The sequence below is a fragment of the Pseudomonas sp. MF09156 genome (assembly GCF_059862305.1).
Genome location: NZ_JCBCUR010000006.1, coordinates 262,843 through 275,108, shown reverse-complemented (window position 1 = coordinate 275,108; position 12,266 = coordinate 262,843). Strand labels below are relative to the sequence as shown.

Here is a 12,266-nt window from a genome sequence, read left to right as displayed (position 1 = left end):
AGCGGGAGGGTAATAGCCTGGTACTACTATGCGTTGCGCGTTCGAAGTTCCAGACCTGTCGTGGTGATGGAGGGATTTTCCTGACGGGTTGTAAACGCTCCAAAAAACGCTGGGCAAAATCCCGCCAAGGGTCATAATGAAACGCTCTGATTCAATCACTGTATCGCACTGATTACCCAAAAAACACGGAATGTCCAAGAGGGTTGCGCTCTCCCTTTAATGCACGCATTAACCTGTGGGGTGATGTGAAATGCTTAAGCGCATTTTTGTCAGCATCATTGGTATAGGGGTTGCCGGAGCTGTATTGTTCGGAATTTACGCTTGGCATCCGGAAATCGGATCCATTACACCCCCGACCAGGAACCTATTCCCTTCGGACATGGTCGAGCACGGCAAAATCATGGCCGCTGCCGGTTACTGCCGTACTTGTCACACTACCCCGGGTGGTCAGGAGTACGCGGGTAACTATCAGATGAACACCCAGTTCGGTGCCATCTACTCCAGCAACATCACTCCGGACCCTGACACGGGTATCGGTCGTTGGTCAGAAGAGGCGTTTATCCGCGCCATGCGTGCCGGTGTCAGCCGCGATGGTCATCACTTGTTGCCGGCGTTCCCGTTCGAGCACTTCAATAAAATGACGGATGACGATATCAAGGCTGTCTATGCCTTCCTCATGTCATCCGTGCCGGCGATCAATCAGCAGAAGAAGGAAAACGGTATTCCGTTTCCGATCAATCTTCGCTTTCTGCAAGCAGGCTGGAAACTGCTGTTCGCCAACACCGATCCGTTTGAAAAGCGTAGCGACAAGTCTGAGGAATGGAACCGCGGTGCCTATTTGGCCCAGGGAATCAGCCACTGCGGTGCCTGCCATACGCCACGTAATGCGCTGGGGGGCGAAAAATACAGTCACATGTACGAAGGCGCATCGATTGACGGCTGGGTCGCACCATCGCTGACCCGCACCAGCATGTCGCCGCTGCCTTGGCGAGTGCAGGACTTCCATGAATACCTGCGTACTGGCAACTCTCTATTCCACGGCAGTGCCGCTGGCCCGATGGCGCCTGTCGTGCATGAGGGCTTGTCTGCCTTGCCTGACGCGGATATCAAAGCGTTGAGTGTTTACTTTGGCGAGTTGGCGGGTGACAACAACAACGAACCAGCGGCCAGTCCTAAACTCCAGGCCGCTGTCCAGGCACAGCACAAGACCACAGACTTGCGGATCGATCATGGTGCCCGGCTGTATAACAGCACCTGTTCTGCTTGCCACTACAGCAGTAGCCAGCTGGTGAAAGGCCGTCCGTTGCTGGCCCTGGGCAGCGCTACTCATCTTGACGATCCGAGTAATCTGATCAACGTCATACTCGATGGCTTCAGAAGCGATCAAGGGATTCGCGGTGTGGTCATGCCTCAGTTCCGCGAAGCGCTCAATGATGACGACATAACAGCCATTGCCACTTACCTGCGACAAACGGCGAATGAACAGCCATGGCCCGATCTGAAACAGAAAGTCGCTGAGATTCGTCGTCAGCCCCGGTTTGAGCATTAATTCGCGGGAGGAGTGAGCCATGGCCAGGTTTATGTTGAACGGCAAGCCAACAGTTGCCGACGTGGACACAGACATGCCTCTTCTGTGGGTTATCCGTGACGAATTGAACATGACCGGCACCAAGTTCGGTTGCGGTATTGGTGCCTGCGGTGCTTGCACCGTACACGTTGGTGGCCGAGCCACCCGTTCCTGTATCACGCCTGTCTCCGCCGTGGAGGGTGCCAGTGTCACCACCATCGAAGGCTTGTCCGAGCAAGGCAATCATCCGTTGCAGGTGGCCTGGCATAAATTGCAGGTACCACAGTGTGGCTACTGTCAGCCTGGTCAGATCATGCAGGCCGCCGCGCTGCTGAGCGACTTTCCCGATCCGACCGATGCAGATATCGATGCGGTGATGAGTGGCAACGTCTGCCGCTGCATGACTTACGTACGCATCCGCAAAGCGATTCATGAAGCGGCTGCTGCAATGAGGCAGGAGGTTAACGATGAGCGCGCTGTTTAATACGGGCGGACCAACAGGCATGACTCGCCGTGGCTTTCTGGTTGCCATGACCCTGGCGGGGCTCAGCTTTGGCTTTCCACGCGGCGTGTTAGCGGCCATGGATCCTGCGACGACCGATGGCGCGGCGCTACCCAGTGAAGGCGCAATCTACGAACCTTCGGTGTGGTACTCCATCGACAACGCCGGCAAGGTCAAGGTCAACATCATTCGGGTCGAAATGGGCCAGCACGTGGGTACTTCCATCGCCCGAATCCTTGCGGACGAATTGGAGGTGTCTTGGGAAAATGTGGAAATCGTCCATGTGGACAGTGCCAGGAAATGGGGCCTGATGGTGACCGGCGGCAGTTGGTCGGTGTCCCAGAGCTGGCCGGTTTACCGTCAGGCCGGTGCTGCCGGACGGGTGGCATTGATTGAAGCGGCTGCCAAAAAATGGGGCGTTTCGCCCGATTCCTGTGTGGCCCGCGGCGGTAGGGTGGTTTGCGGAAAACAGGAAATTTCCTACGCCGAACTGGTCACCTTGGGCGTGACCCGTGAGTTCAGCGAAGCGGAGCTGAAAGCGCTGCCACTGAAGGCCGATGCCGACCTGAGGCTGGTGGGTAAACCGGTCACTTCGCTGGACATTGCCAACAAAACCACGGGTGACGCCGTCTTCGGTATTGACGCCAGAGTTGAGGGCATGGTGTATGCCAGCCCGTTGCTGCCACCGACCCAATATGGTGCCAAAGTGACGCAACTGGACGATACGGCTGCCAAGGCGGTGAAAGGTTATCGACAGACACTCGTGCTCGATGACCCCAGCGGTACGGTGCCCGGCTGGGTCATGGTGCTTGCCGACAGCTACCATGCGGCCCACAAAGCGGCCGGTCTGGTCAAGGTCAGCTGGGAAGTCGGCGAGGCTGCCAAGGTGTCTGAAGCGGATATCATCAATCACGGTCGAGAATTACTGAAGGATGCCGCCAAAGGCGCCATTCTGGATACTGGAGACACCAACACTGCCCCGGTCTTCGGCAAAGCGGCGTCCACGGTTGAACAGGAGTATCTCACCCAGACCGTGCTGCACGCGCAGATGGAGCCACTGAACGCATTGGCTTTTCGCAACGCTGACGATATCTGGGAGATCCATTCCGGTTGCCAATGGCAGTCCCTGATCACGCCGGTGCTGGCCACCGCGCTGGGTGTGAAAGAAGAACAGGTCACTATCCGCGCCTACATGCTGGGTGGTGGTTTCGGCCGTCGCCTTAACGGTGACTACACCATTCCGGCGGCGCTGGCGTCGAAGGCGCTGGGTGGCAAACCGGTAAAAATGGTCATGAGCCGTTCACAGGATATGCAGTTCGATAGCCCGCGTTCCGCATCGGTGCAGCAGTTGAAGATGGCGTTCGATGCGGACAAGCGCGTGATTGCCATGGAACACCACGCGACGGCGGGCTGGCCCACGCAAGTGATGGTCCCGGTCTTTATGCCCAAAGGTATCAATGGCCAACCGTTCGACCCCTTCGCCATCGCCGGTGCCGATCACTGGTACACGGTGGGCGCACAGAGGGTTCGCGCGGTATCCAACGACCTGGCCAACGCTTCGTTCCGTCCTGGCTGGCTGCGCTCGGTAAGCGCCGGCTGGACCGGCTGGGCTGTGGAAAGCTTTATGGACGAAGCGGCCCACCAAGTCGGCAAGGATCCGCTGGTATTTCGCCTGGATTTGTTGACTGCCGAAGGTCGCAATGCCGGCAGTGGTCCGATAGCCATTGGTGGTGCTTCCCGTCAGGCTGCCGTGTTGAAAAAGGCCGCTGCCATGATTGGCTGGGGGACGCAGCAGCCGACAGGTACAGGGTTGGGTATTGCCTCGACCTTTGGCCAGGAAAGGGAGATGCCCACCTGGGTTGCCTGTGCCGTGCAGGTGCATGTCGATAAAGTCACTGGCCTGGTCGATGTACAGAAGCTCTATATCGTCGTGGATGCCGGTATTATCGTCGATCCCGATGGGGCCGAAGCCCAGTGTCAGGGCGCGGCATTATGGGGGCTATCGATGGCGTTGTTTGAAGGCAGCGAGTTGGTGAAAGGTAAATTCAAAGACTCCAACTTTGATACCTATACGCCGCTGCGTATGTTGCAGACGCCACCAGAGATCAAAATCGAGTTTATATCCAGCAAGGCAGCACCGTCCGGCTTGGGTGAGCCTGCCGTAACGCCGGTGGCCCCAGCCATTGCCAATGCCATTTACAACGCGGTAGGTGTACGTTTACGCAAATTGCCCATGACGCCGGATGATGTGAAGGCGGCACTAAGCAAGGTGTAAACCAGTAAAGCCCGGTGATTTCATCGGGCTTTTTCATGGTGCACCAGGCATGACGCGTAGCGCCGTGACTGGCGCTGTTCAGCTCATTATGGTGATGAGTTGGATGACTTGGAGGTGGAAGTCCTCTACACACCCGGCAAGGGGAAGTGTTAGCCGAAGGCAAGGGTGTCGCGGGCGACTGCGAATCTGAAGGAAGCCTTAGGCAAAATGCTGGCCTGACGAACAGGAAGCGGATGAGGCTGCGTAGCGGGGTGAGATGGCCATAATCATCAAAGCCCAATACTTGCACGGAACGCTACGACGTATATCCGACAGGCATAAGCAGGAAGGTCGCGCGAATTACCCTTGGAGATCTGCACGTTTGCCAGTGTGCTACCGAGCGCCGCGAGGCGACGGGATGAGCGTGCAGAAGTCAGCCGAGGCCGTGGTAAGTGGCAAGTAACTCTGCCACCAAGGGCCGAACAGGTTATGCCGCCAGTAGGCGTCAGAGTCTCGTCGAATACCGAAATGCAGAAATTTCTCCCAGAGAAGACTGTTACTCCGAGTCCCGGACTGAATCCGAGGATGACGGCTGACAGCGCACAGGTATCGACGGCGTCTGTGACGTGGACGAACGCGGAGCCGGACACGCTGATGGAGCGGGTGCTTGCACCCGCCAACCTCAAGCGTGCTTATCACCGCGTAGTCAGCAACAAGGGCGCGCCAGGTGCCGATGGCATGACGAGGGTTGGCCGGGATTCGCGCCAAATTCGCCAAAATGCAATTAAGCTTATGATTTAAAAGCTAAAACTGAATTTTGTAGTCAATCGGTTTGATCTTCCGATCGAGGTCCAGGGTGTAGTCGCCAAAACGATTGATGTGGCTTGTCCGGTACGGCGATAGCGCCTTTAGGGGAGCCCGCAGAGTTCTGAAAAGTGCGACACGAAGTCGCTTGCAGAAGTTGTTCCCACTTAAGTGGAGGGAACCGTCCGTGTCAGCGGGTGAACCTACGGGCCTGAATCAAGAGCGGCCCGGACAATGCAACGAAGCGCCGGAAGGCGTGGGGTACCAATCGTGAGATGCGTACCTTTCTGGTAGCCATAAACTGGATGAGTGCTAGGTAGTTGGTATGGTGAAAACATTTGAACCCGCGTTAAAGATCGTGAATTCTAACAAGCGGAAATGGCTAACACGCTTGAGCCAAACGGCAATGGAGGTGGGAAGAGCGCCTTTTTCCTGCGCCTTCGTGACCCATATACCTTCCGGTCAATAGCGGGCACCTAACCCGACACACTTCAGCAGGCGGAACGTGGAAACTCCGTATCGCTCCCATGTGGGACAGCGGACCGTAAGGTCTACTTATGGCGGTGCGGAAACAGGAATGAGGACAAAGCGAATGCCGCCCTGTAGCGGGGCGGATAGGGGTTGAAACATCATCCCACGCGAAAGCGGGCCCACTTCCTTATGGTCTTTCTTCACCAGAGAATCTGTAGAACCACCTTAGCGGAAGGAAAGCAAATGAAGGCTGCATCTCGAGCTTGTGCACCCTCCGGCGTGGCCTGGGACGGCATCAATTGGCCCGAAGTCCAGCGTCAGGTAAGGCGGCTGCAGACCCGTATGGTGAAGGCTGTACAGGCCGGCAGACACAATAAGGCGAAAGCCCTGCAGTGGCTGTTGACCCACTCATTTTGCGGCAAAGCACTAGCCGTTAAACGGGTGTCTGAAAACAAAGGCAAGAACACCCCCGGAGTTGACAAGGTCACTTGGAAAACACCGGCGGCAAAGACCAATGCGATCGCGTCATTGAAGAGACGGGATTATTCGACTCTTCCGCTTCGGAGGGTAATGATTCCGAAGAAAAACAGCAAAAAGACGAGGCCTCTCGGCATACCCGTGATGAAGTGCCGCGCCATGCAAGCATTACATCTGCTAGCTCTGGAGCCTATCGCGGAAACCACTGCAGACCTGAATTCCTATGGATTCAGGCCAAAACGCTCAACCGCTGACGCTGGAGAGCAATGTTTTACTGTTCTGGCGCAAACCGCGAGTGCGCAGTGGGTGCTGGAAGCCGATATTAGAGGCTGTTTTGACGAGATCAGTCACGACTGGATGGCCGCCAACATCCCTACGGATATGGTGGTTTTTAGGAAGTGGCTCAAGGCGGGATACGTTTATCAGAACGAGCTCTTCCCTACCGATGCCGGAACTCCGCAAGGAGGACTCATTTCACCGGTGGCAATGAACATGACATTGGATGGCCTCGAAAGGAGACTGGCGGAGAAGTTCCCGACAGTGAAACGAAAAGGAAAAGGCTTGAAAATGAACATGGTACGGTATGCGGACGACTTCATTATTACCGGCAGCTCGAAGGAATGGCTGGAGCTGGAGGTGAAGCCCGTCGTGGTGGAATTTTTGGCGGAACGTGGGCTCGACCTGTCGCCTGAAAAAACCAAAATAACGCATATCGGGGAGGGGTTTGACTTTCTCGGATGGAACTTCCGCAAGTACAACGGCAAGCTACTGATTAAGCCGTCGAAAGCAAATGTCAAAGGGCACTTAGGAAAAATCCGGGAAGTCATCAAGGCCAACAAGACGTCTAAACAGGCAAATTTGATAAGACTGCTTAATCCCATATTACGGGGATGGGCCAATTATCACTGTCACGTAGTCGCTAAGGCAACCTTCAATCGAGTTGATTCAATAGTCTGGTCAATGCTGTGGCAATGGGCATTAAGACGGCATCCGAACAAGGGAAAGCGCTGGGTCAAGAAGAAATATTTCAAGTCCCAGGGCACCCGCAACTGGGTGTTTTCTGCAACTGAAAAAGATGAAGATGGGACTAAGGGGGAGCGCAGTCTGCTGCGAGAATCTGATACGCCAATTGTACGGCACATCAAGATCAAAGCGGCTGCTAACCCGCACGACTCGCAATGGGAACCGTATTTCGAAGCCCGATGGGTCAAGAAAATGCTGAACTCGGGACGCGGTCGCGCGAAGTTTTACCGAGTCTGGTTAGGGCAGGACTGCAATTGTCACGACTGCCATCACCCCATCACAAAATCAACGCCGTGGGCATGTCGCCACATTGTGAAGCGGTCAGATGGTGGGACTGACGCGGTAAACAACCTCCAAATGCACCATCTCAATTGCCATAGGCGGCAGCACGCCGAAAAAGAAGTTGTATAACCGGGTGTCGAAAGATGCCTTTGAAAGGCTCGAGCTGAGTGCAGGGAAACTTGCACGCTCAGTTCCTCGGGGGCTGGGCGCGGGTGACCGCGTCTGGCTACCCAACAATCGTACGTTAAGCGCGTCTCCTATTGGGTCGGCCTGACGGGGTATCCTTCAAACGGACACAGCTGAAAACAGTAAGTCATTGACATTTCTTGTCATCTTAAAAAATCCTGACCAATCTGAATTGCTTAGCGTACGAAAATTTCCGTTTCCTGCTCCCTCTTTTGGTCCCGCATTCTACCGGACGGATCCAGTCCGAACCGGGATCAGACTCTAAGGTAAATTTTCCGACTCCCGCGCAGAACTCCATCGGCCAAGGCAAGGCATTGCCCTGGCCTTTCTCTCACACTCGGCTCTAAAGCAATCGCGTTTGAACTGACCGCGATGCATAAAAACAAGAGCCGAAAACATGAACAGTCACCTGCCTGACGCCAAAGCCAGCACCGGCCATATCGGTGCCCGGCAAGCGCGTGTCGAAGACGCCGCCCTTTTGCGCGGCCTGGGTCGATACGCCGACGATGCGGCGATCCCGCCCGGCACCTTGCATGCCGCGATCGTTCGCTCTCCTCATGCCCATGCACGCATCAATTCTATCGATTTTGCCAAGGCGCTGACTATGAAAGGCGTCCACGGTGTTATGGTTGGCCTTTGGGATCGAGCCCCTCGATAGTCGTGACCCGCGCATTGGCCACGGCGCCCAGCGGGGTGATGCAGGAGCGGATGGCGCGGCCATTGATGTGCAGGGTACAGGCCCCGCACAGGCCGATCCCGCAGCCGAATTTGGTGCCGGTCAGGCCGAGGTCGTCACGGATCACCCAAAGCAGCGGGGTATCCTCGGCCACCTTGACCGAGACGTCCCGGCCATTGAGTTCGAATCTGGTCATGGTCTTGCGACTCCGAACAACGTTTCCATCAAGGGCTCAGGTCAGCAGAGCCAGCACTTTCCCTGCGGATTGCCGCCACCCTCGCTTCCAGCTGCTCCCAGACGGGCAGCTCGGTGCGTGTTCGGCGCAGATAGTCGGCAATCTTCGCGATGTCGCCATCGTTCAGCGCCTACGAGAAAGCCGGCATGAGCACGTTGGGGATGCCTTCTTCCAGACCTATTCCAGCCATCACGATATGGATGAACGTGCCGGGGGTGGCCGCGGTGAGCGCACTGTTGAGGGCAAGCTCCGGTCGCACGCTGAGGGGCGTCGTTGCGCTGTTGTAGTGGCATGACCCGCAGGCTGCCCAGTACAGGACGGCGCCGGCGTCGGGTTCCAGGCGGCTGCCGAGAGCGGAGGTCGCCAGTGCTTTGGCCAGCGCTTCAGCGCTGCCGGTCTGCAGTGTGGAGGAGCCGTTGAGGTCGGCAAAATAGACGGCTAGCGCCTGGATATCGGCGTCGGGAAGCCTGCCCAGGTCGTGCACGACTTCCGCCATCTTGCCCGCAGCAACGCCGTGCAGGGCGGTTGCTCCGCTACGCAGGTAGGTGAACACCTCATCCTGGGTCCAGGTAGCGGTGTGGTATTGGCAGCCGTCAGTGCCGGCGCGAACCAGCCTTCGATCATCGCGCCCGCGTAGCTGTCGTCAGCGGTTTTCTCGGCACCCAACAGATTGCGTGGCGTGTGGCAGGCGGCGCAATGGCTCAAACCCTCGGCGAGATAGGCACCGCGGTTCCATGCTTCGCTCTTGCCGGCGACCGGCCGATAGCTACCCTGGTCCATAAACAGCAGCTTCCAGCCGGCTTGCAGGGCACGGATGTTGAACGGGAACGGCAGAGTATTCTGCTGCGCCGGCGCGCTCACCGGCTCCCGCGTCATGAGGAAGGCATAGAGCGCCCGCACATCCTCGTCGGTGACCTTGGTGAAGTGGTCGTAGGGGAATGCGGGATAAAGATGCGAACCATCGCGGGAGACGCCTTCGTGCATGGCCCGCATGAATGCCGCCTCGGACCAGCGGCCGATTCCGCTATCCGGGTCGGGCGTGATGTTGGTCGAATAGATGACGCCGAAGGGGTAGGCATTCCATAGCCGCCGGCATAGGGCTGGCCACCCTTCACCCCGTGGCAGGTCGCGCAGTAGCCTGCGCCGGCCAAGGCTTCACCCTTGGCAACCAGCTCGGCAGGGAAGCCCGCAACCGAGCCCGGAGCGATGGGGGCGATGGTCGGCCGCCAGACCAGGGCGAAAAACAACACTGCACCCAGGACGACCAGAATTGCCAAGCCGATGTATATCCGCTTAATCAAGACCGACCTCCTTAGCCCGGAGAGCTGATCTGGCTGAGTATAGCCGTGCTCGGCTCCTGTCCATTCAGGCTGACGTGCGGCAGCTAAATCTGAGGTTGGCGCAGCGCGGTTAAATCATGAAACGAGCGCCGAATAGAGGCATATGCCGACTAGAAAAGCCGGAAAAGAGCTTGAGCCTGTCGTCGAAAACTCCTCCTGAATGACCATCAACACCATGCTGCCGGCCACAAAGGAGAGCAGAAATGTCACGATCGGTGGTGATATCACCGTCATCAGCCCAATGGCCCAGCCAAGAGGAATCGCTGCTGAGAGGACCCAACGACCGGTACTGAGAAAAGAGCTCTTGTGCAGCTCCAACAAGCGGTGGTCGACGACGAGAAAGTGCATGGCGATCGAGTGGGTGAAGAGCTGTGTACAGGAGTAGCCAGACTATCCATTTACGTCGACCACTAAGCGGCCACGAAGCTTGCCCTCGATGATCTTCTGCGCCGCCCCCACAACTTGGTCCAAGGGAATGGTTGCGGCGAGAGACGAAAGAGTCTCTCGGTTGAGATCGCGGTCCAGGCGTTTCCAGGCCGCGTCACGGAACTCGTGGGGGGCCATGACGCTATCAATTCCTGCAAGGGTGACGCCTCGTAGAATGAAGGGGGCGACACTGGCGGGAAACTCCATTCCTTGAACGAGCCCGCACGCGGTGACTATCCCCCGGTAGCGGGTCTGGGCGCAGGCGTTGGCCAGGGTATGCGAGCCGACCGCATCGATCACGGCTGTCCAGCGCTCCTTCTGAAGTGGCTTGCCGGGAGCCGCCAGTTCCTCGCGCTCGATAATGTCCGTGGCGCCCAACTGCTCGAGGTAGTAGCGCTCCTGAGGTTTCCCAGTGGCTGCAACCACACGGTAGCCTTGGGCCGCCAACAGCGCTATGGCGATCGAGCCGACACCGCCTGTTGCACCGGTAACCAATACTTCACCGTCCTCGGGTTGTACGCCATGCTTCTGCACGGCATCGACCGATAGCGCGGCTGTATATCCTGCCGTACCGATAGCCATGGCTGCCCAAGTGCTTAAACTGTCGGGGAGACGAATCAGCCAGTCGGCTGGTACTCGTGCACGCTGGGCCAGACAGCCCCAGTGGCGCTCGCCGGCGCCCCAGCCATTGAGTACGACGCGCTGACCGGATAGAAAGCGCGGGTCGTCGCTTTCCAGCACCAGGCCGGCGCCATCGATTCCGGGCACCATGGGCCATTGACGTACCACAGGCGAGTGATCTGTCAGGGCTAGCGCATCCTTGTAGTTGAGGGTCGAGTACTCAACGCTGATGAGCACTTCACTACCGGCCGGTAAGTCCTCATCCTCCAGCTCAGTCACACGAGCAGAGAACCCCTGCTGGTCCTTGTTAAGCAATACTGCCTTGAAACTCATGAGCAATCCCCACGGATAATGATTTGATGCCTCACCACGCCGGCTTATGCTGACCTGACGAAGTCAGGTAGAACGAACTGACCGAGTTCCTCAATGACCTCACCTGCGGGGCGTTGGCCGTATTTCAAATTGATGATCACATGGTTAACGCCGATCTCCTGCAAGCTGTGCAGCAGCGGGATCAGGTGATGTCGCCCCAGTTGATAGCCCAGGTGGATCGGCCGAGGTGGTGTCTGCGGGTTATCTGTCAGGTCGATGTATAGCGACTGGGTGAAGGGTTTGAACAGTTCACCACATTCGGCACGAACCGCCGTGCGCCAGTCCTCGACAATCAGCTGCTGAGTCTTCGGTGCACGCGGATAGCTGATCCAGCCATGACTGCAGCGGGCGATCCACTCCAGCGTCTGACGGCTATGGCCGGTGACGAAGAAAGGAATTTCCGCCGTGGTCGGCTTGGGAATCAGATCGGCCCCCTCAAGCGTGCCGCCGGACCAGGTCAAAGGCACGAAACTGCTGCGCTGAACCTCGCGAAATACCTTGAGGTATTCGCGGAACAGGCTGTCGCGTTGCTCCGGGTCGACACCGAATGCCGGAAACTCTACTGGACGGTCACCGGAAGCCACGCCGAGTAACAGGCGGCCACCGCTGAGCTGATCGACACTAGTTGCGGCCTTGGCGGTGTGTAGGGGATTGCGGATTGGCAGGATGACCGACGCGGTGCCCAGCGCAATCGAGCGAGTGTGTGCCGCCATAAAACCCAGGTAGACCCAGGGATCGAAGACCTGGCCCGAATCACCGAAGCTGGGGTCGCGTAACGGCACGTCGCGAAACCAGAGGGCAGAGAAACCCAGCTTCTCGGCGCGTTGGGCCAGGTTCACTTGGTCGAGCATACTCGGCGTATCGCCGGTAAAGGCTTCGAGGGGGAAGAAAAGACCTAGGCTCAGGCGGCCTTGGCGGTAGGTGTGCTGAAAGCCAGGTTGTTGCTGATAGGGAATGGAATTCGGAGTTAACATCTTCTCTCCTACATATTTCAAAATATAGATTTTTAAAGGCTGAAAAAACGCCTGCG

General features: G+C 57.4%; 10 protein-coding genes and 2 pseudogenes. 6 read left to right on the top strand and 6 right to left on the bottom strand.

The window, feature by feature from the left end:
- The first annotated feature begins 250 nt into the window (after positions 1-250).
- From AC19YY_RS17005 to AC19YY_RS16980, 6 genes and pseudogenes are all read left to right on the top strand, one after another.
- A complete protein-coding gene (locus AC19YY_RS17005) occupies positions 251-1,549 on the top strand; it encodes a c-type cytochrome (RefSeq protein ID WP_133076942.1) in 1,299 nt (432 codons plus the stop codon).
- Between the two features lie 19 nt (positions 1,550-1,568).
- A complete protein-coding gene (locus tag AC19YY_RS17000; RefSeq protein ID WP_133076941.1) occupies positions 1,569-2,051 on the top strand; it encodes a 2Fe-2S iron-sulfur cluster-binding protein in 483 nt (160 codons plus the stop codon).
- Positions 2,035-4,344 (top strand): molybdopterin cofactor-binding domain-containing protein, encoded by a 2,310-nt coding sequence (locus AC19YY_RS16995; RefSeq protein WP_133076940.1) that lies wholly within the window; start codon positions 2,035-2,037, stop codon positions 4,342-4,344. Before AC19YY_RS17000 ends, AC19YY_RS16995 begins: the two co-directional genes overlap by 17 nt.
- 468 nt (positions 4,345-4,812) lie before the next feature.
- Positions 4,813-5,067, top strand: a pseudogene (locus AC19YY_RS16990) (group II intron reverse transcriptase/maturase); the annotation flags it as partial.
- 774 nt (positions 5,068-5,841) lie between these two features.
- Positions 5,842-7,509 (top strand): group II intron reverse transcriptase/maturase, encoded by a 1,668-nt coding sequence (gene ltrA / locus AC19YY_RS16985; RefSeq protein ID WP_133076938.1) that lies wholly within the window; start codon positions 5,842-5,844, stop codon positions 7,507-7,509.
- Positions 7,510-7,963: 454 nt separating this feature from the next.
- Positions 7,964-8,200: pseudogene (locus AC19YY_RS16980) on the top strand (hypothetical protein); the annotation flags it as partial.
- Here AC19YY_RS16980 and AC19YY_RS16975 read toward each other — a convergent pair.
- The 6 genes from AC19YY_RS16975 to AC19YY_RS16950 all read right to left on the bottom strand — a co-directional run bounded on the left by AC19YY_RS16975 (position 8,190) and on the right by AC19YY_RS16950 (position 12,210).
- The gene (locus AC19YY_RS16975; protein ID WP_133076937.1) at positions 8,190-8,438 is read right to left on the bottom strand and encodes a 2Fe-2S iron-sulfur cluster-binding protein; all 249 of its coding nucleotides are present in this window, start codon (positions 8,436-8,438) and stop codon (positions 8,190-8,192) included. The pseudogene AC19YY_RS16980 and the gene AC19YY_RS16975 sit on opposite strands and share 11 nt — an antisense overlap.
- Positions 8,439-8,607: 169 nt before the next feature.
- Entirely contained in the window at positions 8,608-8,961 is a 354-nt protein-coding gene (locus AC19YY_RS16970; RefSeq protein ID WP_500604562.1) for a c-type cytochrome, read from the bottom strand.
- Positions 8,916-9,470, bottom strand: a complete 555-nt coding sequence (locus AC19YY_RS16965; protein ID WP_500604561.1) for a hypothetical protein — start codon at positions 9,468-9,470, stop codon at positions 8,916-8,918. The genes AC19YY_RS16970 and AC19YY_RS16965 overlap by 46 nt, the downstream gene beginning before the upstream one ends.
- Before the next feature lie 422 nt (positions 9,471-9,892).
- On the bottom strand, positions 9,893-10,165 hold the full coding sequence (locus AC19YY_RS16960) for a hypothetical protein (RefSeq protein ID WP_133076934.1): 273 nt from the start codon (positions 10,163-10,165) through the stop codon (positions 9,893-9,895).
- A 42-nt stretch (positions 10,166-10,207) separates the two neighbouring features.
- A complete protein-coding gene (gene acuI, locus AC19YY_RS16955) occupies positions 10,208-11,197 on the bottom strand; it encodes an acrylyl-CoA reductase (NADPH) (protein WP_069557592.1) in 990 nt (329 codons plus the stop codon).
- 44 nt (positions 11,198-11,241) lie between these two features.
- On the bottom strand, positions 11,242-12,210 hold the full coding sequence (locus AC19YY_RS16950; protein WP_133076933.1) for a TIGR03571 family LLM class oxidoreductase: 969 nt from the start codon (positions 12,208-12,210) through the stop codon (positions 11,242-11,244).
- Between the last annotated feature and the right edge of the window lie 56 nt (positions 12,211-12,266).